Annotated in this window: 18 protein-coding genes and 1 tRNA gene; 9 read left to right on the top strand and 10 right to left on the bottom strand. The window is 71.3% G+C overall.

Features of this window, described 5'->3' with window-relative positions:
- From ACWC97_RS13415 to ACWC97_RS13400, 4 genes are all read right to left on the bottom strand, one after another.
- Positions 1–1299 (bottom strand): heavy metal translocating P-type ATPase (locus tag ACWC97_RS13415; protein WP_352275446.1); only part of this gene is annotated, 1299 nt, incomplete at its 3' end.
- 155 nt (positions 1300–1454) lie between these two features.
- Entirely contained in the window at positions 1455–1763 is a 309-nt protein-coding gene (locus tag ACWC97_RS13410; protein ID WP_352275444.1) for a heavy-metal-associated domain-containing protein, read from the bottom strand.
- Positions 1764–1851: 88 nt separating this feature from the next.
- Positions 1852–2739 carry a PrsW family intramembrane metalloprotease gene (locus ACWC97_RS13405; RefSeq protein WP_352275470.1) on the bottom strand — a complete coding sequence of 296 codons (888 nt, stop codon included), beginning with the start codon at positions 2737–2739 and terminating at the stop codon, positions 1852–1854.
- Between the two features lie 291 nt (positions 2740–3030).
- Positions 3031–3939: a sugar phosphate isomerase/epimerase family protein gene (locus tag ACWC97_RS13400; protein WP_450649229.1), complete on the bottom strand. Its 909-nt coding sequence runs from the start codon at positions 3937–3939 to the stop codon at positions 3031–3033.
- A gap of 179 nt (positions 3940–4118) precedes the next feature.
- On the opposite strand from ACWC97_RS13400, the gene iolC reads away from it, so the two are divergent.
- Genes iolC through ACWC97_RS13380 form a run of 4 tightly spaced genes read left to right on the top strand, consistent with a single transcriptional unit; the run spans position 4119 to position 9427 of the window.
- Positions 4119–5132, top strand: coding sequence for a 5-dehydro-2-deoxygluconokinase (gene iolC / locus ACWC97_RS13395; RefSeq protein ID WP_352275441.1), 1014 nt, complete (start codon positions 4119–4121; stop codon positions 5130–5132).
- Positions 5129–6016, top strand: a complete 888-nt coding sequence (gene iolB / locus ACWC97_RS13390; RefSeq protein WP_450649226.1) for a 5-deoxy-glucuronate isomerase — start codon at positions 5129–5131, stop codon at positions 6014–6016. The genes iolC and iolB overlap by 4 nt, the downstream gene beginning before the upstream one ends.
- Positions 6013–7902, top strand: a complete 1890-nt coding sequence (iolD, locus tag ACWC97_RS13385) for a 3D-(3,5/4)-trihydroxycyclohexane-1,2-dione acylhydrolase (decyclizing) (protein ID WP_450649224.1) — start codon at positions 6013–6015, stop codon at positions 7900–7902. The genes iolB and iolD overlap by 4 nt, the downstream gene beginning before the upstream one ends.
- 25 nt (positions 7903–7927) lie before the next feature.
- The gene (locus ACWC97_RS13380) at positions 7928–9427 is read left to right on the top strand and encodes a CoA-acylating methylmalonate-semialdehyde dehydrogenase (RefSeq protein ID WP_352275438.1); all 1500 of its coding nucleotides are present in this window, start codon (positions 7928–7930) and stop codon (positions 9425–9427) included.
- A gap of 100 nt (positions 9428–9527) precedes the next feature.
- Here the strand turns inward: ACWC97_RS13380 and ACWC97_RS13375 are convergent, their stop codons facing one another.
- Positions 9528–10259 (bottom strand): VC0807 family protein, encoded by a 732-nt coding sequence (locus ACWC97_RS13375; protein ID WP_450649222.1) that lies wholly within the window; start codon positions 10257–10259, stop codon positions 9528–9530.
- Positions 10260–10465: 206 nt separating this feature from the next.
- Here ACWC97_RS13375 and ACWC97_RS13370 point away from each other — a divergent pair, with 206 nt between their 5' ends.
- Both ACWC97_RS13370 and ACWC97_RS13365 read left to right on the top strand, forming a co-directional pair.
- Complete coding sequence (locus ACWC97_RS13370) at positions 10466–11140, top strand: DUF4291 domain-containing protein (protein WP_352275436.1); 675 nt, start codon at positions 10466–10468, stop codon at positions 11138–11140.
- Positions 11141–11216: 76 nt separating this feature from the next.
- Positions 11217–11942: a DUF981 family protein gene (locus ACWC97_RS13365; RefSeq protein ID WP_352275435.1), complete on the top strand. Its 726-nt coding sequence runs from the start codon at positions 11217–11219 to the stop codon at positions 11940–11942.
- 46 nt (positions 11943–11988) lie between these two features.
- On the opposite strand, the gene ACWC97_RS13360 is transcribed toward ACWC97_RS13365, so the two are convergent.
- Complete coding sequence (locus ACWC97_RS13360) at positions 11989–12543, bottom strand: DEAD/DEAH box helicase family protein (protein WP_352275433.1); 555 nt, start codon at positions 12541–12543, stop codon at positions 11989–11991.
- Positions 12544–12689: 146 nt separating this feature from the next.
- Complete coding sequence (locus ACWC97_RS13355) at positions 12690–13853, bottom strand: DUF3103 family protein (RefSeq protein ID WP_450649219.1); 1164 nt, start codon at positions 13851–13853, stop codon at positions 12690–12692.
- A 341-nt stretch (positions 13854–14194) separates the two neighbouring features.
- Between ACWC97_RS13355 and ACWC97_RS13350 the strand changes: the two genes are divergently transcribed.
- The 3 genes from ACWC97_RS13350 (at position 14195) to ACWC97_RS13340 (ending at position 18265) form a co-directional block, all read left to right on the top strand.
- A complete protein-coding gene (locus ACWC97_RS13350; RefSeq protein ID WP_450649217.1) occupies positions 14195–15898 on the top strand; it encodes a YfbK domain-containing protein in 1704 nt (567 codons plus the stop codon).
- A gap of 212 nt (positions 15899–16110) precedes the next feature.
- Positions 16111–16593, top strand: a complete 483-nt coding sequence (locus ACWC97_RS13345; protein ID WP_450649215.1) for an anthrone oxygenase family protein — start codon at positions 16111–16113, stop codon at positions 16591–16593.
- Between the two features lie 175 nt (positions 16594–16768).
- Positions 16769–18265, top strand: coding sequence for an FG-GAP-like repeat-containing protein (locus ACWC97_RS13340; RefSeq protein ID WP_450649213.1), 1497 nt, complete (start codon positions 16769–16771; stop codon positions 18263–18265).
- Between the two features lie 50 nt (positions 18266–18315).
- Here the strand turns inward: ACWC97_RS13340 and ACWC97_RS13335 are convergent, their stop codons facing one another.
- The 3 genes from ACWC97_RS13335 to ACWC97_RS13325 form a co-directional block, all read right to left on the bottom strand.
- Positions 18316–19128, bottom strand: coding sequence for a thioesterase family protein (locus ACWC97_RS13335; RefSeq protein ID WP_450649211.1), 813 nt, complete (start codon positions 19126–19128; stop codon positions 18316–18318).
- A gap of 163 nt (positions 19129–19291) precedes the next feature.
- Positions 19292–19431 (bottom strand) — tRNA-OTHER (locus tag ACWC97_RS13330).
- A gap of 361 nt (positions 19432–19792) precedes the next feature.
- Positions 19793–22747, bottom strand: a complete 2955-nt coding sequence (locus ACWC97_RS13325; RefSeq protein ID WP_450649209.1) for a DUF499 domain-containing protein — start codon at positions 22745–22747, stop codon at positions 19793–19795.
- Between the last annotated feature and the right edge of the window lie 51 nt (positions 22748–22798).

The raw sequence follows: 22798 nt of genomic DNA, 5'->3' as shown, positions 1-22798 counted from the left end.
GGTGCCGACCATGAGGGCGGTCGGGGTGGCGAGGCCCAGGGCGCAGGGGCAGGCGATGATCAGCACGGCCACGGCGGCGGTGAACGCGGCCGTCACCTCGCCCGTGGTCAGCAGCCACACGGCCAGGGTGCCCAGCGAGATCACCAGCACCACCGGGACGAAGACTGCGGAGACCCGGTCCGCGAGGCGCTGCACCTCCGCCTTGCCGCTCTGGGCGTCCTCGACGAGCTTGGCCATCCGGGCGAGCCGGGTGTCGGCGCCGACCCGGGTCGCCTCGACGACGAGCCGGCCGGAGGTGTTCACGGTGGCGCCCGTGACGGGGTCGCCGACGCCGGTCTCGACGGGTACGGACTCGCCGGTCAGCATGGAGGTGTCCACGGCCGAGGCGCCCTCGACGACGGTGCCGTCCGTGGCGATCTTCTCGCCGGGCCGGACCACGAAACGGTCGCCCACGGCGAGCCGGGCGACCGGGACGCGTACCTCCGTACCGTCCCGGAGGACCGACACCTCCTTCGCGCCCAGGTGCATCAGCGCCCGGAGCGCGGAACCGGCCTTCCGCTTGGAGCGGGCCTCCAGCCAGCGGCCCAGCAGGAGGAAGGTGACGACCCCGGCCGCGACCTCCAGATAGATGGTGGACGTGTCGCCGGTGTGCCGGACGGTGAAGTCGAAGCCGTGCCGCATGCCCGGCAGGCCCGCGCCCCCGAGGAAGAGGGCCCACAGCGACCAGCCGAAGGCGGCCAGCGTGCCGAGCGAGACCAGGGTGTCCATGGTGGCCGCGCCGTGCCGGAGGTTGGCCCAGGTCGCGCGGTGGAACGGCAGCCCGCCCCAGACCACGACCGGGGCGGCGAGGGTCAGCGAGAGCCACTGCCAGTAGTCGAACTGGAGGGGCGGGACCATCGCGAGCAGGACGACGGGGACCGCCAGCACGGCCGAGACGGTCAGCCGCCGCCGCAGCGCGTCGGCAGTGCCGTCGTCCTGGACGTCCGCCCTCTCCGAACCGCCCTCGGCGTCGTTCTCGGCCGCGTCCGCCGGGGCGGTGGGGGCCGGGGGAGCGGGCTCCTGCGCGGTGTAGCCGGTCTTCTCGACGGTGGCGATCAGGTCCTGTACGGAGACGTCCTCGCCCCGGTAGCTGACCTTGGCCTTCTCGGTGGCGTAGTTGACGGTGGCGGTGACGCCGTCCATCCGGTTGAGCTTCTTCTCGATCCGGGCCGCGCAGGAGGCGCAGGTCATCCCGCCGATCGCGAGTTCCGTGGTCGAGTCCTCCGGGGCGCGGGTCCCGGCCTCCGTGGTGCTGTGCATGTTCCGTGACTCTCCAGACGCCGACAGTTCCGGGGGCGCCGACAACTCCGAGAACGCCGACCGGGCCGTGCCCTACCAGTATCTGCTGGCGGGTCCGGCCCGGCTGGGGGAGGGGCGTCGCGGACGTGGCGGACGCGCCCGTGGCGCGGGGGTGCTCAGGCGAGGCCGACGAGCTCGTAACCGGCCTCGTCGACCGCGGCGCGTACCGCGTCCTCGGCCAGCGGGGCCGCGGAGACGACGGTCACCCGGCCCGTGGAGGCCACGGCCTTCACCGAGGTGACACCCTCGATGCCGGAGATCTCCTCGGAGACGGCGCCCTCGCAGTGGCCGCAGGTCATGCCGGACACCTGGTAGACGGTGGTCACGCCGCCCGACCGCGTACCGGCGTCCGCGTCGCTGTGGCAGGAGCCGTTCGGCGTGCAGCAGGAGCCGTTGGCCTGGGGGAGCTGGGTCTCGGCGGTCATGGTCTTCTCCTCTTCGGCGGGCAGGTAGGTGTGCGTCGCCGGAGCCCCGGGAGACCCGGTGCGTTCCGACGTGTTCCACTGTATACCCCTAGGGGGTATGAATGCGAGTCTCCTGCCGTCCATTTGTTCCGGTGCCGCGGGCACTGTGCGCCAGCGACCTCAGCCAGGCCAGCGCGATCAGCGTGATGACCACGATCCCGCCCACCGAGAAGAGGGTGAAGAGGTGCTGCTGCTGGGTGGTGGGGGTCGGGAGGTAGCCCTGCGCGAACAGGTCGCGGCTCAGGTTGGTGTCGGTGAGCCGGAGGACCAGCCAGAGCGCGATCCCGTGCATCGAGTCCCAGAGAGCGTGCAGGACGGAGACGCCGAGGTAGGCGCCGATCACCGGCGCGGCGAGGCGGAACCGCCCGTTCGGCCTCCGGTAGGAGAGCAGCACGCCACCGGCGATCGCGGTCCAGAGCCCGTGCCCGAAGGGGGCCAGTACCCCGCGCAGCACCTCGGTCTCCAGCAGGGCCCGCAGGTCGATGCCCCGCATCGTGACGGCCGCGTTGAAGGCGTACCCCGCGCTCTCGAAGGCGGCGAAGCCGAACCCGACCGCCGCGCCGAGCACCAGCCCGGCCCGCATGCCGCGCACCTCGGGATGGCGGCGGAGTACGAACATCAGGGCCAGGAGCTTCACCGCCTCCTCGATCAGGCCGACCCCCAGGAAGATCCAGACCGAGGGGTGCAGCAGATACGACTCCGCGACGGAGGCGCCCAGCACGCCCAGGATGCCGCCGGTCAGCGAGCAGCCGAGGATCAGCGGGGCGCCCAGGTCCCGGCCGTGCCGCTCGTACGCCCACAGGACGAAGACGGCCGGGACCAGGAAGCTGCCGAGCAGGATGAGCGTCGGCAGCAGATTGGTGTTCCGGGTGGTGTACGTGACGATCGCGGTCAGCAGCCACAGGAGGATGCCGCCCCACAGGCACCGCTTCCACAGGCCGCGACGCGGCTCCGCGGGCCCGGGTGGCCCCCGGTGACCGGCGGGCGGCGGCTGTCGGCCGGGTGCTCCGGTGGGTGGGGACCGCCATCCGGGAGGGGGCTCGGTGGGCGGTGACTGCCATCCGGCTCCGGTTGGCGGTCGGCGGCCGGGGTCGCTGGGCCAGTTCACTCGGACTCCCTCGCGATGGGCGCGTATCCCCCGATTTGTCCGCATCCTATGGCGAGGGATGCGGTGCGGCATGCGGGGTGAGGGAGACGGTGGCGAAAGGTCCGTCCTCCAGGACAGCCCTCAGCCGCAGGTGCGCAGGAACGCGCGGGTGCGGCGGGCGATGGGGAGGGGCCGGTCGGGCGGGCAGGGGTACATGTCCTGTTCGACGATGGCGAAGAGGTCCACGTCCAGCCCCCGGGCGGCGGCCAGCACCGGCTCCAGCGCGGGCACCCCGCCCGGCGGCTCGCACATCACGCCGCGCGCCACGGCCGGTCCGAACGGCACCCCGTCCGCCATCACGCCGGCCAGGATCTCCGGGTCGACCTGCTTGAGGTGGAGGTAGCCGATCCGTTCGCCGTACGTCTCGATCAGCTTCACGCTGTCGCCGCCGCAGTAGGCGTAGTGCCCAGTGTCCAGGCAGAGCGAGACCAGCTCGGGGTCGGTGGAGTGGAGGAAGCGGGCGACGTTCTCCTCGGTGTCGATGTGCGTGTCGGCGTGCGGATGGACGACGACGCGCAGTCCGAAGCGGTCCCGCACCTCGCGGGCCAGTCGCTCCGTCTGTGCGGTGAGATCGCGCCACTGCCCGGCGGTGAGCTCCCGATCCTCCAGCACCTCGCCGGTCCGGTCGTCGCGCCAGAACGCGGGGATGACGACCAGGTGCCCGGCCCCCGTCGACCGGGTGAGTGCCGCGATCCGGGCGACATGCGCCCAGGTCCGGTCCCAGACGCCCGGTCCGTGGTGCAATCCGGTGAAGACCGTCCCCGCCGAGACCGAGAGCCCGCGCCGTCCGGTCTCCTCGGCGAGCCGGGCCGGATCGGTCGGGAGATAGCCGTACGGTCCCAGCTCGATCCACTCGTAACCCGCCTCCGCGACCTCGTCGAGGAAGCGCCGCCAGGACACCTGCTTCGGATCGTCGGGGAACCAGACCCCCCAGGAGTCGGGGGCCGAACCGATGCGGATACGGGACGGGGCCGCTGCGGAGGAGGTCATGCGGTCCAGGGTTACGGCACGGTGACCGAGTGTCAATCAATGGTCCGTATGTCCGGACAAAGCATTGACAGGGGGGCGGGGGCGGGCTAGATCTTGGGGCGGTCCGCCGGGACGGCGGACGAGGTGGGGGAGACGAGGGGCGAGGCCGAGGAACGAGAGGCGGTGTCGGAGGGATGGGCATGTCTGATCGGTACGACGTCATCACCATGGGCCGTATCGGTGTGGATCTCTACCCGCTCCAGACCGGTCTGCCCCTGTCCCGGGTCGAGACCTTCGGAAAGTTCCTCGGCGGCTCACCGTCCAACGTCGCCGTCGCGGCGGCCCGGCTCGGCCGGCGGACGGCGGTGGTGACGCGTACCGGACGCGACCCCTTCGGGACGTATCTCCACGAGCAGCTACGGGAGTTCGGGGTCGACGACCGGTGGGTGACGCCGGTCGACGGGTACCCGACACCGGTCACCTTCTGCGAACTCTTCCCGCCCGACGACTTCCCGCTCTACTTCTACCGGCAGCCCAAGGCCCCCGACCTGGAGATCCACCCCGCCGAGCTGGACCTCGCGGCGATCCGGGCCGCCCGGGTCTTCTGGGCGACCGGCACCGGCCTCTGCGCCGAGCCGAGCCGCTCCGCCACCCTCGCCGCCCTGGCCGCCCGCGACCGCTCCGGCATCACCGTCCTCGACCTGGACTGGCGCCCGATGTTCTGGGACGCCGCGCGGGACGCCGACCCCGGGCCCCTCTACCGCCGCGCCCTCGCCCTGGCGACCGTCGCCGTGGGCAACGTGGACGAGTGCGAGATCGCGACCGGCGAGCGCGAACCGTACGCGGCGGCCCGTGCCCTGCTCGACGCGGGCGCCGAACTCGCCGTCGTCAAACAGGGCCCCGAGGGCGTCCTCGCCGTCCACCGCGACGGCACGGCCACCCGGGTCCCGGCGCTGCCGGTCGAGGTGGTCAACGGCCTCGGTGCGGGCGACGCCTTCGGCGGGGCGCTCTGCCACGGCCTCCTCGCGGGCTGGCCCATCGGGCGCGTCATGCGGTACGCGAACGCGGCGGGCGCCCTCGTCGCCGCCCGGCTCGCCTGCTCGTCCGCCATGCCCTTCCCGCACGAGATCGAGGTGGCGCTCCGCGAGAACGACAAGAGCGCGCAGCGGGGGGAGAGCAAGCGGACCGCGACGAACGAGGAGAGCCGGGCATGACGACCGACGGCCGCACCGGCCACCGCCACCACCTGCCCGCCGGGAGCGCGGCGTGCGGCGCGTACGCCCTGGACATCGACCCGGAACGGGCCGGCTGGGACCGCTCCGCCCTGCGCGTACTGGAGCTCGGCCCCGGCGGTGTCCACACCTTCGACACCGGGGACAGCGAGTGGATCGTGCTGCCGCTGACCGGTGGCTGTACGGTGCGTACCTCAGGTGAGATCTTTGAACTACTGGGCCGGGAAAGCGTGTTCAGCGGCGTGTCCGACTTCGCCTATGTACCCCGCGACGCCCATGCACAGATCGCCTCCGGCGCCGGAGGCCGCTTCGCCCTGGCAGGAGCGAAGTGCGAGCGACGACTCCCCGCTCGCTACGGCCCCGCGCCGGAGGTTCCCGTCGAACTGCGCGGCGCCGGGAACTGCTCCCGGCAGGTCAACAACTTCGCCGCCGCCGACACGTTCGCGTGCGACCGGCTGATCGCCGTGGAGGTCCTCACCCCCGGCGGCAACTGGTCGTCCTACCCGCCGCACAAGCACGACGAGCACCGCCCCGGCGCCGAGTCCGTCCTGGAGGAGATCTACTACTTCGAGGTGGAGCACGACGGTCTCGGCTACCACCGGGTCTCGCCCTCCCGGCCCGGCGGAACGGATCTGCTCGCCGAGGTCCGCTCCGGCGACGCGGTCCTGATCCCGGACGGCTGGCACGGCCCCTCCATCGCCTCCCCGGGCCGCACCCTCTACTACCTCAACGTGATGGCCGGACCGGGGGAGCAGCGGGAATGGCTGATCACCGACCACCCGGACCACCGCTGGATCCGCGACACCTGGCCCCACCAGCCGGTCGATCCCCGGCTCCCCCTCCACCGCCCCGAGGCACGCCCATGACGACCGGCACCCGCAGGCTCACCACCGCCCAGGCCCTGGTGGCCTTCCTGGCCCGCCAGTACACCGAGCGCGACGGCCGTCGACAGCGGCTGATCCCCGCCGTCTGGGGCATCTTCGGCCACGGCAACGTCGCCGGGATCGGCCAGGCGCTCGTCGAGTCCGCCGCCGAGATGCCCTACCTCCAGGGCCGCAACGAACAGGCCATGGTGCACGCGGCGGTCGGCTACGCCCGCCAGTCCGGGCGGCTCTCCGCCCACGCCGTCACCACCTCCATCGGCCCCGGCGCCACCAACCTCGTCACCGGCGCCGCCCTCGCCACCGTCAACCACCTCCCGGTCCTCCTGCTGCCCGGCGACACCTTCGCCGCCCGGCCCGCCGACCCGGTGCTCCAGCAGATCGAGGTCCCGGCAGCGGGCGACATCACCGTCAACGACTGCCTGCGCCCGGTCTCCCGCTACTTCGACCGGATCACCCGCCCCGAGGCGCTCGTCCCGGCCGCCCTGCAGGCCGTACGGACCCTGACCGACCCGGCCCTGACCGGCGCCGTGACCCTCGCGCTGCCGCAGGACGTGCAGGCCCAGGCGTACGACTGGCCGAGGGAGTTCTTCGCCGAACGCGTCTGGTACGTACGCCGGCCCGCCCCCGACCCCGGCGAACTCGACCGCGCGGTCCGGGCGGTGCGCGCGGCCCAGCGGCCGCTGATCGTGGCGGGCGGCGGCGTCCGGCACAGCGGGGCCGAGGAAGCACTGGCCGCCCTCGCCGACGCCACCGGCATCCCCGTCGCCACCACCCAGGCGGGCAAGGGCGTCCTGCGCCACGACCACCCCGCCGAGGTGGGCGGCATCGGCCACACCGGCACCGCGACCGCCGACGCCCTGGCCCGCACCGCCGACCTGGTCATCGGCGTCGGCACCCGCTACACCGACTTCACCACCGCGTCCGGCACCCTCTTCGCCCACCCGGACGTCCGCTTCCTCAACCTCAACATCACCGGCTTCGACGCCCACAAACTCGGCGCGCTCCCGCTGGTCGCCGACGCCCGCACAGCCCTCGAATCCCTCACCACCGCCCTGACGGAAACCACCCGCCACCGCGTCGCCCCCGCCCACGTACGCGAGTACACCGCCGCCAAGGAGGCGTGGGAGCGGCGCGTCACCGCCGCGTTCGCCGCCCCCGACCCGGCCGCCCGCCCCACCCAGGCCCAGGTCGTCGGCGCCCTCGACGCCCTGGTCACCGACGACGACATCCTGATCAACGCCGCCGGATCGCTCCCCGGCGACCTGCACAGGCTGTGGCGGGCCCGCTCCCCGGACCAGTACCACGTGGAGTACGGCTACTCCTGCATGGGCTACGAGATCCCGGCCGCGATCGGCGTCCAGCTCGCCGCCCCCGGCCGCCCCGTCTGGGCGCTGGTCGGCGACGGCACGTACCTCATGAACCCGACCGAGATCGTCACCGCCGTGCAGCGGGAGCTCCCGGTGAAGCTGATCGTCCTCCAGAACCACGGCTACGCCTCCATCGGCGGGCTGTCCGCGCAGGTCGGAGCCGAACGCCTGGGCACCGCGTACCGGATGCGGGCCCCCGACGGAACGTTCACCGGGGAGCCGCTGCCCATCGATCTCGCGGCCAACGCCGCCTCCCTCGGGATGCGTGTCCTGCGCGCCGAAACCGTGTGTGACCTGCGCGAAGCCCTGGCCGAGGCCCGATCGTCGGACCGCCCCACTTGTGTCTACGTCGAGACCGAAACGGCAGACACTCTGTCGGGCCCCCCTCCGGCACAGGCGTGGTGGGATGTTCCCGTAGCGGAGACGGCCACCCGGCCGTCGGCCCTGAAAGCCCGGGAAGAGTACGACCGCCACGTCGCCGACCGTCGCCACCACCTCTGAAGACGCCATTGAAGGAGTACCTGTCATGAAGACCGTCAACCACTGGATCGGTGGCAAGACCGTCGAGGGCGCGTCGGGCAACTACGGCCCGGTCACCGACCCGGCCACCGGTGAGGTCACCACCCAGGTCGCGCTGGCCTCCGCCGAGGAGGTCGACGCCGCGGTCGCCTCCGCCAAGGCCGCCTACGCCACGTGGGGCACCTCCTCGCTGTCGACGCGTACGGCGATCCTCTTCCGCTACCGCGCGCTGCTGGACGCCCACCGCGACGAGATCGCCGCGCTGATCACCGCCGAGCACGGCAAGGTCCACTCGGACGCGCTGGGCGAGGTCGCCCGCGGCCTGGAGATCGTCGAGCTGGCCTGCGGCATCACCACCCAGCTCAAGGGCGAGCTGTCCACCCAGGTCTCCAGCCGGGTCGACGTCTCCTCGATCCGCCAGTCGCTCGGCGTCGTGGCGGGCATCACCCCGTTCAACTTCCCGGCCATGGTGCCGATGTGGATGTTCCCGCTCGCCGTCGCCTGCGGCAACACCTTCGTCCTCAAGCCCAGCGAGAAGGACCCGTCGGCCGCCAACCTGCTGGCCGAGCTGGCCTCCGAGGCCGGTCTGCCCGACGGTGTGCTCAACGTCCTGCACGGTGACAAGGTCGCCGTCGACGGCCTGCTCGCCCACCCCGACGTGGCCGCGGTCTCCTTCGTCGGCTCCACCCCGATCGCCCGCTACATCCACCGGACCGCCACCGCCAACGGCAAGCGCGTCCAGGCGCTCGGCGGAGCGAAGAACCACATGCTGGTGCTGCCGGACGCGGACCTCGACGCCGCCGCCGACGCCGCCGTCTCCGCCGCGTACGGCTCCGCCGGCGAGCGCTGCATGGCCATCTCCGCGGTCGTCGCGGTCGGCTCCGTCGGGGACGAGCTCGTCGCGAAGATCAAGGAGCGCGCCGAGAAGATCAAGATCGGTCCCGGCAACGACGCCACGTCCGAGATGGGCCCGCTGATCACCGCCGCCCACCGCGACAAGGTCGCCTCCTACGTCACGGGCGCCGCCGCCCAGGGCGCCGACGTCGTCCTGGACGGCACCGGCTTCACCGTCGAGGGCTTCGAGAAGGGCCACTGGATCGGCCTCTCCCTCCTCGACAACGTGTCCACCGACTCGGACGCGTACAAGGACGAGATCTTCGGCCCGGTCCTGTGCGTGCTGCGCGTCGACACGTACGAGGAGGGCGTCGCCCTCATGAACGCCTCGCCGTTCGGCAACGGCACCGCGATCTTCACCCGCGACGGCGGCGCCGCCCGCCGCTTCCAGCTGGAGATCGAGGCCGGCATGGTCGGCGTCAACGTGCCGATCCCGGTGCCGGTGGGCTACCACTCCTTCGGCGGCTGGAAGGACTCGCTCTTCGGCGCCCACCACATCTACGGCAACGACGGCGTGCACTTCTACACCCGCGGCAAGGTCGTCACCACCCGCTGGCCGGACCCGGCCGACGCCCCGGCCGGCGTCGACCTGGGCTTCCCCCGCAACCACTGAGCGGATCGCCCCGTCCGCTCGTCCCCGGCGTCCCTGACCGGCGCCACGCGGAAGGGCCGGAGGAGAGCCCGTGCTCCCCTCCGGCCCTTCGGCCGTTCCGTCAGCGGTCGGAACCGGACTCCTCGGTGATCATGTAGATCATCGGAACCGCGCCCACCCGGCCCGACACCAGGAACGCGCCCACCATCGTCACCACCATGACGACCGTGCCGAGCCACACCATCGTCTCCACCGGCAGCGTGTACGCGCCCACCACCCGCACCACGCACTCGCCCAGCAGCGCCGCGCCCCACACCGTCGAGAACCGGTTCTCCGCCCGCCGGAAGGCCGCCGAGGCCGCCGCCGAACCACCCGCGAGCCGCTGCCAGGCCGCGTCCCGGGCCGGAACACCCTTCACCAGCCAGGGCCGCACCGCGTCGGTCATCATCGGCCGGCCCTTCAACGCCGTCACCAGGACGGCGAGCCCGATGAGGCTGCTCACCCCGCTGTCCTTGGCGAGCATCAGCCGCGGGTCACCGGACAGCAGGCTGGTCACCAGACTCACCGCGTTGACCGCCAGGATCAGCGCCGCCAGCCCGTTGAGCCGCCGCTCGCGCAGCACCCCCCACCCGGTCCGCACCGCCGGCAGCGCGCTGCTCCAGGCCAGCGCGGCGAAGAGGCTCAGCCCCGCCCCCTTCAACACGTAGTACGAGGCGAGCGGAACGGCGACGTCCACGAGCAGCGGAAGCAGACCGCCCAGCACCGTCCGGCCCCGCGAGGGCGCGGCGGCAACGGCCGGGGCCGCCGCGTACGTCGTGGCGGGGGCGGCGAGGGTGGCGGCCGGGCTGCTCATGACGGGGTCCTCCTCCGTGGCGGCGGGCTCCTCGGCGGCCCCGCTCTCGATACGTACAGACTGGCCCCCGGGCCCCGGTCCCCGGCAGAGCCGCGTGTACCGGACTCCGTATGACGAATGTCAGGTCCCGCGCATGACGGGCCCGCGCATGACGGGCCGCGGTAATCCGTTCGCCGTGCCCGGCGCCCCGGTGTTCTGATGAGGCCATGACCGTCCCGACCGGCCCGAACGCCACTCACGCCCCGGCTGCCCCGGACACCCCGAGCGCCCCGGACACCTCGGCCGTCCCGCCGTACCAGATCCGCGCCCGGCACACCGACACCACCGTCACCGTGTACCAGGCGTACCGGCCGGACCTCGGCCTCCCGGCCGCCCGGGACGGCCGCTTCCCGGAGGCGTGGAAGCGGGACCGGATGACCTGGATCAAGCCGAGCTTCCTGTGGATGATGTACCGCTGCGGCTGGGGCACGAAGGAGGGTCAGGAGACCGTGCTGGCCGTCGAGATCACCCGCGCGGGCTTCGACTGGGCCCTGGACCACGCCGAACTCTCCCACTACGCCAGGGAAGTCCACCCGGACCGCGACACCTGGCGGCGGAACCTGCGCCGCGCACCGGCCCGCGTCCAGTGGGACCCCGAGCGCGACCTCCACCTGGACCGGCTGCCGCACCGCTCCCTCCAGCTCGGCCTCTCCGGCGAGGCCGCCCGCCGGTACGCCGACGAGTGGACGGTCTCGATCCGTGACGTCACCCCCCTGGCCCGCCGGATCCACGGACTCGTACGCGACGGCCGTCTCGACGAGGCGGCCGCGCTGCTGCCCGAGGAGTCCCCGTACCCGCTGGGCGGCGCCCCGGTCCCGGACCGGACGGCGACACGACCGTAGGCGGCGACACGGCCGTAGGGATGGAAAATCCGGGCAAATCCCCCAGGTTGTTCCCAGGTCCCACTACGCTCCGCGCATGATCCCGCACGCCTTGATGCCCCTTGCCGCGTCCGGTCTGAAGATCGACTGGACCAGGATGCCGACCTACAACACGATCATGTCGGTGGCCGCCGGCGCCGGACTGCTGCTCGTGGTGGCGCTGGGCTACCGGCTGCTCGCCCCCGGGCGGGAGGTCTCCTTCGAAGGCTGGTCGCTCGCTTTCGCGGCACTCGGCTTCACCCTCGTCACCACCGGCCTGCACATGACCCTGACCTGGCCGCTCGCCGGGCAGGGCTTCCCGTTCGACAACGTCATCTTCGGCGAACCGGCCCTGGCCTTCGGCGTCTTCCTGCTCACCGCCTCCTTCTACCTGTGGAAGCGCGGCCCCGAACTCCTCGGCGACGACCGGGTCGTCCGCGCGGCCCGGATCACCGGACCCATCTCGGTGTTCGTCTTCGGCATGGGCCTCGCCTGCTTCGGGATCGCCGCGGCGGGCTGGAAGTACACCCTCTTCGCCGCCCCGCCGGAGGAGCCCATCTCCGGGGAGTTCGCGAAGTGGCCGCTGCTGGAGGCGAGTTTCATGTCCGGGCTGTACGTCCTGGTCGGGATCGGGGCGCTCCTCCTGCCGTTCGCGCTGCGGCGGCCCAGGGGCTGGATGGCCCCGGTCATCGGCGTGGTGTGGGCGATCGCCGGAATCGCCTTCCTGCTCTTCGGCGGGCTGAACTACTTCACCCACATCGGTCTCATCGTCAACACCATGTGAGGCGGGAGACGCCCCGCGGGGCGGAGGGGCGGGCCCGGCCCGGCGCTCACCAGCCCGTGGCGCCCACGACCTCGGCCGCGATGTCCGCGACCGTACGCCCGTCCGTGGCCACCCGGACCGTGTCCGCCGGTACGCCCTCCGCCAGGAGCCGGGCCCTGCGCCTGCTGTTCGCGACCTCGTACTCCAGCCCCGAGCCGATCTCCCGCCCCGCGAGCCGCTCGTACGTCGTGGCGTCGGAGGCGGTGAGCAGTACGCGGACCAGGCGCACGTCCGGCCCCATCGCCCGTTCGAACATCACCGCCGATTCCGGCAGGACGCACACGGTGTTGGTGTAGACGAGGCGGTGGTGGCCGAGCGCCGCGTAGTTCGCCCAGAGGGCCGTCAGATTGCGCCCGGTGATCCCGGCCCGGTGTGGATCGCCGGCCGGCGCCGGATGGACCTGGCCCACCAGATCGCCCTCCAGGAGGGCGTGGGCCGTCCCGGTGCCCCGGAGCAGCGCCGAGACCTCCCAGGCGACGGTCGTCTTGCCCACCCCCGCGCGCCCGCCGATGAGCAGTGCCTCGGCCGGCCGGTGGCGGTCCGTGTGCTCCGTGTGTCCCATGCGCGGCAGTGTGCCGGTCGGCCCGGCCGGACGCGACGGACTTTCCGGCGGGGCTTCTGGTGGGCCTCCCGGAGGGCCTTCCGGCGGAGCCGGTTCCGCTGCGCGCCGCCCGGCCCGCCGTGGGGCCGGGCCGGACGGCGCGGGGCTCAGAGCTCCGACACGTGGTACGGCGAGACGGTCATCCAGCCGTTGCCCGCGGCGCCGTTGCGCTTGCCGCTGCTGGACCTGGCGAGGCTGTACCAGGACTCGACGTAGTCCGGGTCGTCGGTCCACCAGCTGGTGGGGATGGCGTCGAGCAGCGCGTCGGCCAGCGGGATGTACACACCCTGGTCGGTGATGGTCAGCAGGACGGTGGCGATGGCCTTGGCCAGGGCCTGGTAGTTGGTGTCCCCGTCGTCCTCCATCATGACCGCGTCGGCCAGGTCGTACTTGTAGTTGGACCAGTTGACCAGGACCTGGCCCGGGTAGTAGGTGGTGTCCGCCTTGTTCAGGTACGGCATCTCCACGGTGTCCACGCGCGGCTTGCCGTCCTTGCCGAAGCCGGTGACCAGGGTGAAGATCTCGGCGTCGCCCTTGAAGAACGGCTCCTGGACGTCGGCGACCCGCACCGAGTCGACCCGGGTGGTGTCGATGCCCGAGGCGGCGGCCAGGGTGCTCGCGGTGGTGGCGGGCGCGGGGGCGTTGAGGCCCTTGGCGGCCAGGGCCCCGTCGATGACCTTCAGCCCCTCGGCGACCGCCTTCGCCCCGTCGATGCCGACGAGGTAGACGGGGCGGGAGGTGGGGGTGTCCAGGGCCAGCCGGTGTGCGGTGCCCCGGCTGTCGTACGCGGTGAAGGTCGTGGCGCCGTCGTCGTCGGACGGGGCGGCGGCGACCAGCGGGGCGGTGCCCGAGGCGAGCCGTCCGCGCATCGAGGCGTCGGCCAGCCCGATCCGCAGCAGCGGACCCGCGCCACTGCCGAGCCCCTTGGCGGCGGCGACGCCCCGGTCCGCCTCGGCGATCCCGGCGGCGAGGTTCCGCCCGGCCGGTGCGGCGGCGCGGCCGGTCAGCCCGCCGAGCCCGACGGTGTCCGCCGCCAGGGCGGCCCGGCGGACCTCGCCGCGCCAGGCCGGATCGGCCAGCGAACGGGCGAGCGCCCGGGCGGTGGCGTCCTCGATGCCGGAGACGGAGGAGGCGGCGGCCGGGGCGGCGGCGGAACCGCCGGACGCCGGATGCGCCGGGGCGGCCAGGGCGGTGCCCTGGAGCGGAACAAGTGCGGTCGCGGCCAGCGCGACCCCGATCAGGGCCGTGCGCAGCGGTGTGGAAGCACTCAAGACGATGTCTCCTGTGAAGAGATGGAGCACGACGGGGGGTGTCGAAGCGGCCACCGGTGTCCGGCGGTGGGGACGGGGGAGCGGCACATCGATCTATGCGAGTAGACCGTGATTGAGTGTCCATGACAAGACTTGCTTTTCTCTCCGGGTTCCGATCCTCGGACCGGACCCGACGGGCCGAACTCACCGTTCCTGACTGGTCATTCCGCCATATTTCCGGCCGTCGTTGCCGCATCGAGACCCATCCGCAACGGCTTCGTCTGCTTCCGGACGCCCGCCTTGAACGTCACATTCACAGCTGGCCGACAGGGCCACGAAGGCATCGAGGGGGACGAACGACGATGGAACGCCGAGCACCGGAAGGCCGGGCAGGGGAACGCCGAACACGGGAACGCCGGGTCGCGGGAAGCCGGGCGGCGGGAAGCCCGGCCACGCACCGGAGGCGGTACGCGCGTACCCGGCAGGGGGCGCTGGGGGCGCTGCTGGCGGGCGGCATGCTGCTCACCGGATGCTCGGCTCCCACGACCACCACCGACCGGGCCGCCTCCTCCGACCGCCGGGACGCCCCCGTCCCCGCGTACGGAGCGCCGGGCGGCGCCGAGAAGCCGGGCGGTGCCCGCGGGAAGGACAGGGCGGCGGAGAAGGGCGGGGTCGCGGAGAAGGACGGGGCGCGCGAGTCCGCCCAGCCCGACTACCTGTCCACCTTCGCGCTGGACGTCGACACCGCCTCGTACGGCTACGCCCGCCGCACCCTCGGCAGCGGCCGGCTGCCGGACCCCGCCACCGTGCGGCCCGAGGAGTTCGTCAACAGCTTCCGCCAGGGCTACCGCCGCCCGGCCGGCAAGGGCTTCACCGTGAACGTCGACGGGGCCCGCGTCGGGGACGGCGGCTGGTCCCTGGTGCGGGTGGGCCTCGCCACCAAGGCCGCCCTCACCCGCGACGAACGGCCGCCCGTCGCGCTCACCTTCGTCGTCGACATCTCCGGCTCGATGGCCGAACCCGGCCGCCTCGACCTGGTGAAGAAGTCCCTGGGCATCCTCACCGACGAACTCCGCGACGACGACTCGATCGCGCTGGTCACCTTCAGCGGCAGGGCGACGACCCTGCTGCCGATGACCCGGCTGCGCGACCACCGGGGCAGGATCCGCGACCGGATCGACTCCATGGAGCCCACCGCCTCCACCAACGTCGAGGCCGGTGTCCGCCGAGGCTACGAAGAGGCGGTCGAGGGCCGCGTCGAGGGCGCCGGCAACCGGGTCGTCCTGCTCTCCGACGCCCTTGCCAACACCGGCGGGACCACGGCCGGGGCCATCCTGGAACGCATCGAATCCGCCCGTCGCGCCTACGGCATCACCCTCTTCGGGGTCGGCGTCGGCAGCGAGTACGGCGACGCCCTGATGGAGGAGCTCACCGACAAGGGCGACGGCCACACCACCTACGTCGCCGACGAGGAGCAGGCCCGCAAGGTCTTCGTCGACCAGCTCCCCGCCCACCTCGAACTGACCGCCCGCGACGCCAAGGCACAGGTCGCCTTCGACCCGAAGACCGTCAAGCAGTTCCGGCTCATCGGGTACGAGAACCGCAAGGTCGCCGACGAGGACTTCCGCGACGACCGGGTCGACGGCGGCGAGGTCGGCCCCGGCCACACGGTGACCGCGCTGTACGCCGTACGCCTCAGGCCCGGAGCGGCGGGGCACGTGGCGACGGCCACCGTCCGCTGGCTGGACCCCACCACCCGGGCACCGCACGAGCGGAGCGGCACCGTCACCACCGGAGCGATCGGCGTCCCGCTCTGGGGCGGGACGAGCAAGCGCCTCCAAGTAACGGCCGTGGCCGCCTACTTCGCCGAGACGCTCCGAGGCGGGAGCCTCCCCGGCACCCCCCGGCTCGGCGAACTCGCCACCCGCGCCGCCGCCTTGGCCACCGCCACCGAGGACGCCTCGGTGCGCAAGCTGGCGGCGGCGATCGGCCAGGCCGACCGGATCAGGAACGGCGGGACGGACGACAGCGGCTCCGGGGCGGAACGGGAGGGCGAACTGGACTGACCGCCCCGCCCCGGAAACCGAGCGGCCGCGCGGCCGACGAACCCGACCGCGCGGCCCTCCCGTCACCGGGCTCGATCCGACTGCGCGTTCCGCTCTCCATCGGCCTTGACCGGGCTGCGCGTTCCGCTCTCCACCGGCGTCGATCCGGCCGCGCCGCGTTCCACTCCCCATCGCCTTCAATCCGGCTGCACGGCCCGCCCGGCACCGCGAGGATGTCCCCCATGCTGCCCTCTCTCCTCCTGATCCTCGCCATGATCACCACCGGCCTGTACGCCGGGTTCATGCTGACCTTCCTGATCGCGGTCATGCCCGGCCTCGCCGCCCTGCCCGACGAACAGTTCACGGCCGCCATGCGCCGCTTCAACGAGAAGGTGCCGGGCCCGCTCTTCCTGTGCCTCTTCCTCGGGGTGATCGCGTTCCCGGCGGCCGTGGTCGTCGTCGGTGTCGGCGACGACCACGGCGGCGGCGCCGACTGGGTAGCCGCGATAGCCGCCCTGGTCTGCGCGGTCGTCGGCCACCTGGTCACGATCGCCGGGAACATCCCGCTGAACACGGCGCTGGCCCGGTCCGAGGGCGGCGACGACAGCGCCGCCCGTACCGCGTTCGAAGCGCCCTGGAACCGCCTCCACCTGCTCCGTACGCTCCTGACGCTCCTCGCGTTCGCCCTGCTGGCCGCCGCGGGAGCCGGATTCTGAACGGCGGCGGGGAGGACCACCGTTCGCCGTCCGTTCGTGTCGTGGAGCTGTAACAGTCGACTCCCGGACACAACCGTCGCGCAGCACGGGCGGTCTGAATCTGCGCGGTGCCGAAGCCGGCACGACGGCCCCGGCGCCGCCCAGCAGACGACCGAACCCGAACGAAGGAGCCTCCGTGGCATCCCGCGCCCTCGGAACCACCGTGGTCCTCGCCATCACCGTGGCGACCGCCGTGATCACCCTCCCCTCCGCCCAGGCCACGACGCCCGACCGCGCGCCGGCGTCCGTGGGCCGGGCCGCGGCCGCACCGGCCACGAGCCGCGAGGACTTCAACGGCGACGGTTTCCCGGACCTGGCCTTCACCGCGCCCGGCGGGACCGTCGACGGCAGGGCCAAGGCCGGATACGTGGGTGTGGTGTACGGCTCCGAGAACGGACTGCGGACCTCCACCAAGCAGGTCTTCAGCCAGAACTCGCCCGGCATGCCCGGCGGCGCCAAGGCCGAGGGCGCCTTCGGCAGCTCCATGACCTCCGCCGACCTCGACCACGACGGGTACACGGACCTGGTGGTCGGCGCGAGCGGCGAGCAGAACGGCACGCCCCGGCTGGCCGGTTCGCTCACCGTCATCTGGGGCGGCCCGCAGGGGCTGTCCGGCGGTGCCACCCTTCTCTCCGGCGACGAGGAGTTCGCCCGCATCGGCACGCTCGCCGCGGCCGGCGACTTCGACGGCGACGGCAACATGGACGTCGTCACCCTCCAGGGCAGCGACATCCACCTCCTGTCCGGCCCGTTCGAGCGCGACGGCAGCGCCGCGTCCACCCGGCGCATCCGCGACATGAACGACCTGCGCTACACGGACATCGCCGTGGGCGACTTCAACGGCGACGGCCGCGACGACCTGGCCTCCGCCGTCCACGACGGCGACGAGTACGACGCCCGCCGCGTCCTGATCCACCAGGGCGGCGCGGACGGCCTCGCCGCCACCCCCACCACCGTCAAGCGGGCCAACGGCTACCGCCTCCAGGGCGGCGAGACCATCGCCGCGGGCAACATCAACGGCGACCGGTACGACGACATCGTGGTGGGCCGGATCGTCGAGGGCTACGACAGCGACCTCGACTACCCGCTCGCGCTCGGCGGCATGGTCACCTACGTGCCGGGCAGCCTGGCCGGTCCGCAGGGTGCCAAGGCCCAGGTGTTCAACCAGGACAGCCCCGGCGTCCCGGGCGTCGCCGAGGTGCACGACCAGTTCGGCGCCTCGCTGTCGATCGCCGACGTGAACGGCGACGGCTTCGGCGACATCGCCGTCGGCGTCCCCGGGGAGGACATCGGCAGGACGAAGGACGCGGGCTCCGTCCTCGTCCTCCCCGGCACGGCCACCGGTCCCACCGGGACCGGCACCATCGGCTTCAACCAGGACACCCCGGACGTCCCCGGCGTCGCCGAGGCCGGTGACCTCTTCGGCGGCGCCGCCAAGCTCGTCGACGCCGACCACGACGGCCGCGCCGAACTGGCCGTCGGAGCCCCCGGCGAGAACGACAAGGCCGGCTCCCTGTGGGTCTTCCCGTCCTCGGCGAAGGGCCCGACGGCCAAGGGCTCCTTCACCTTCGGCCACGGCGTCCTCGGCACGGTCGCGAAGGCCGCCGCCCTGGGCTCCTCCTTCAACCGCTGACCACACCCGGGCGGCCTCCCCGGCAACAACCCCGGGAAGGCCGCCCGGGCTCAGGCGCGCGGCTGCGGCCGTACGGTGAGGATCTGCTCGGCCTGCCCGACCGGCCCGTGGATGTCGTGCAGCACGGTGCTGGTCAGCCCCTGCCCCGTCGGCCCGAAGGTGACAGTGGTGTCCAGACCGGTCCACGGCCCTTCCGGCTGCCGGTGCAGATGGATCGTCAGGTCGACGTTGGGGAACATCCACTCGGCCGGGTCCTGCTGGACGGCGATCCCGTTCGCGGTGTCCACCAGCGTGATGTACGAGGCCAACGCGCCGCTCTCCTCGCCCGCGACCAGCGCGAGGGGCGTGGAGAGCCAGGCCGCCGTACGCCCCCTGCGGACCGGGGGAGTCCGGCGCACCTCGATGGACGCGATGTACCCCCCGTCCCACTGCCCGTCCATCTCCCACCGGGGCAATTCGTCCGGCGCGGGCATCGGCTCCCGGGGGCTGTCGGCGACGGACGAGGTGTCCAGGGACGCCAGCAGCCAGGCCCGCGCCCGGACCACCGCCCGGCCGCCGATGACGAGGGTCGCTTCGAGGAGCTCGATGGTCCGCCCCGGCCGGACGGTCTCCACGCTGACCTCGCACTCGTCGAGCGCGATCCGCCCCAGGATGTCGTACCCGATCCGCCCGACGACGAGCCCGCCCGCCCCACCCGGACGGCCCGCCAGATACCGCTCGATCTCGTGCGCCATCAGCCCGGCCACCGGACTGAAATGCTGCTCACCCGGACTCCACGCCCCACCCGCATGCGCCGTGGGCTTGAACCGGTCCGCCCCCGTCCGCTCGTAGTAGCTCTCACGGGCGGCGGCACCTGTGCTCACGGGACGGATCTCCTCGGCCGGGACATACGCGGATAGTTGCCTACTCCACGCATCCTAGGGAGCACGAACGCCCCGGGTCACCGTGGGCTGGGCCACAGCCGGGGTACCCCAATTCCGCACCGACCAGCAAAAAGACCCTCCCGAAGGAGGGTCCTCGATCGTGCGCCCCCGGCAGGACTCGAACCTGCGGCCAAGTGCTTAGAAGGCACTTGATGGATAGGGGAGTGGGGTGGCTCTGACCTGCACGGACGTCGTGTGCGGATGATGGGCGACGAAAACTTCGGCCGTTTTCGGGACGGAGGCAAGCTGGCGCACGCACCCAGAGGTGACAGGCCCCGGACTCGGCTGCGCTGTGTTGGGATGCCCAGGTTGGGGCGCGAGGCCATGCGACTGCTGTTCAGCATCCCGTTGTGCCAGCCCCGTAGGTAGCGGAGGCGGAGAGATGCCCTGGGATCTGCAACGGCCACGTCGGACTCCAATGCGGCCTGGCCGATCGCGGTGTACTCGGCGCGACCAGGATCGCTCCATGTGACGGTCCGCAGTTCGGGTGCCTCTATCCGGAGCAGGTACGCCGGATGCAGACATTGGACTTGGAGGACCCCTGCACCGCAGCCTCACGTGATGCCGGAGGCTGCGATGCGTGAGTTTCCCGCTAATGCTGCCGCTACATGTCCCGTACGTGAACAGGAGAGCCCAGTTCACGGATTCGTTCGGCAAGGCCATCAGCGGCCTGGCTGCTGACGACCATTTGAATGCTGCCCTGCAGGAACGAGACGTCGCCTCGATCGATGACGTCGTACAGCTGCCGGAAGAGCTGGCTCAGTGCCTCGGAGTTGCCTGTGTTGTTGAGCATGCTCTGGGTCACAGAAAAGGCGAGCTGCTTCTCCAGCGGCGCTGGCGCGTCCTCGTCCTCATCGCCGCGGCTCTGACCTCCATGGCTCTCGCCGTCACCTTCAGGGTTGGACTCGGATTCGGGCGCTGTATCCGTCCCGTCAGATGACGGTTCGTCGGCGTGAGGGGACGGAAGCAAGGGCTTGCCTAGCCTGAGTCGCTGGCTTGAGAGGTTGATCTCAGAGAAACCTGTGACCGCTACTTCCTCTCCTTCGCTGTCAACGATGCGTAGCAGGCTTGCCTGGACAGCGTCGAAGAGTGCCTGTCGTAGGTCGTTCTGTCCGCTGTAGAGGAGGGGAAGTCGAGGGGTGTTCCAGAACGAATCCCGCAGTTCGTCTAGCGGACGCCCGTAGTCGGATTCCCGGAGGTTGTGAAGCAGAGCTCTCTCTGTGAACGTCCCTTGGTCGAACGACTTGCCCTTTTCGACGAGCGCCTTCCACACGATGGCACCGTTGAGGGCGGTCTCCGTCTTATCGTCGAACGTCACTTCATCGATGACACGCGGCGCGTCGTCGTCAGGCTGAGCCAGGAACAGCACGTGCTGGAAGGCTCGCTTGATCGTCGTCTCGAGGTTACGCTTCGCCTCGTTGCGCTCAGCCACTGCCTTGGACTTCATATCGCCATCGTCTTGCGTCTCTTGGACACCAAGGACGCGCTCTGCAGCCAGGTATGCGGTCGCGAGACGGCGAGCAGCGTGTCGCTGTTGTGTGTTGGCCACAGCGAAGACCGCCGAGGAGGCCCACCTCGTGGGCAATTTCTCGGCTCCGAGCCCGACTGCCGCTTGGACTGCGTCGCGAGTGGCGCGATCTGCGCCATTGCGCAGGGTGAACTGCGCGGGATCAAGCACGACCAAGCGGGTGACGCGAGCATCATCGATGCTGGCACTCGCCAGTACCTCCCGAGGCGTCTGACCCTCTACAGAAGCCCGGACGAACTGCTTACGGTCGAACGGACCTGTGTCGGTGAGCCGTTCGGCGAAGTCGGCAATTACTGTGTCGCGCTCGGCGTCGGTGATGGTGTCACGCATCGCTCGCTGGAGCATGAGTAGCGTTTGCTCGGTGGACAGGAAGTACCGGGCCTGCTGCCCTTTCTGGCCGGGTGTGGTCTCGATGCTAACCAGGCCGGTCTCGGGGTCAGTGACATCTTTGATGACGGCATCAGCATCGGCGAACATGTAGGCGGGATCGGGGACGGCCGTCGCTGCCTTGACCTCTGCATCGGTAGCGCCACGGCGTCCCTGGCTTCGACCGGACACGATGGAGGTGAGGAAAATGGCCGTGGCCGCCCGCTCGGCGGCTCGTGGGTTGGAACGGTGCCAAAGCACGTCTTCATCGGCACCGCGGTTCGTGTCGAGGAGCCGAGCTGTTCCGCTTGTGTCCTTAACGCCAACGATGTCGTTCTGGGCCAGGGATCGGTAGTTGTTCTGGGTCTTGGTGTCACTGATGAGCCCGGAGCCGATGATGGACTCGCGGACCTGGGTGCTGGACAGGGGAAGGTCGCCCGGCCCGATGAGGAGCGGAGCCCAGGCTCCGGTTTTTCCTCGCTGCTGGAGGGCGAAGACGGTGGCGGCGAAGACCTTTATGGTCGAGCGGACCTTTTGGAAGCCGGTTCGGTTGGCCCATTCGTGTTCAGCCATGTGCATGAGCTGAGGGTGGAACGGATAGGTGCGGCTGACTTCCTCGCCGAAGTTCGCCGTCCATGGGGCGTGGAGGGCGTCATAAACCTTGGCCTTCCAAGGTCCGTTGCTCATTGCCTCGTTGTACTCGCGGACCGTGGCGTCGACGACCTCTTTGGCCGGCGGCTGAGCGAAGATGCGGCGACGGAGGATTGCCGCGAAGTCGTCGTTCTCGTGGACGCCGACGGGCTTGCCGTTCCGGTCGAGCAGCCGCTCGAGGTCGAGGCGTCGGCGCTCTCCTTCCGGACTCAGGGAGATGGAGTCCTTGTCCGAGGCGATCATGACGGCCAGCATCGCTGTGCGCTGGGTCTTCGTGACAGCGTCCAGGAGGGCGCGCATGAACGCCTGGTCCTGGGCCGTAAGGGCTTCGTCGCCGACGCCGTCCAGGCCGTTGCCGAAGTAGTTCATGATCTCATCGACGATTATCAGGACGGGCCTGTCGAGAGACCTGATGGCTTCGGAGATCTTAGAAACGTTGCTGAAGTGTTCGCGATAGGTGATGTAGCGCGAGTAGTCGCCGCCGAAGAGGCGCCAGAGGAAGCGCTCGTAGAGGCTCTTCGCCGGGCCGTCATGCTCCTCTACGGTCGCGCCCGGTGTCATGTTGTCACACGGAAGCACGACGACGTGAGGATTCTCAAGATTCTTCGGAAGCGGTCGGCCGAGGATTGTCTCGGCGTGTTCGAGAACGGCCTTACCAACGTCGGTTTTGCCGAGCTTGAGGGGGGCCTTGGCAAGGTGATACGCGCCGATGCAGGCGTGGGACTTACCGCCGCCCATGCCCTGGTCGAGCCGCAGGAGCGCGGGGGACTTGGTGTGTTCGTCGCCGCCGCCGAGCCTGATCGCGATGCGTGCCAGGAGGTCGGTGAGCGCCCCGGTGGGGTGGGTGATTTCGCCGTAGTACGAGGCATCTGCGTACTGGGGGCGCTGATCTTCTGTTCCATACACAGCGTGGTACAGCGACATCTGCACATCAGCGATGGACCCCGAGGCGTCCAGGATCTCAGGGCGGATCCGAAGCGCCTTCCACCACGGCGTCACACCGCTCTGCTTCACCACAACTCCTCGTTTCCTGATAATGGTCTTGATTGCTGCGTTGATTTGCGC

It is taken from the genome of Streptomyces sp. NPDC001108, assembly GCF_053598535.1.
The sequence above is the reverse complement of the archived record's forward strand: the minus strand, read 5'-3'. Positions and strand labels throughout refer to the sequence as shown.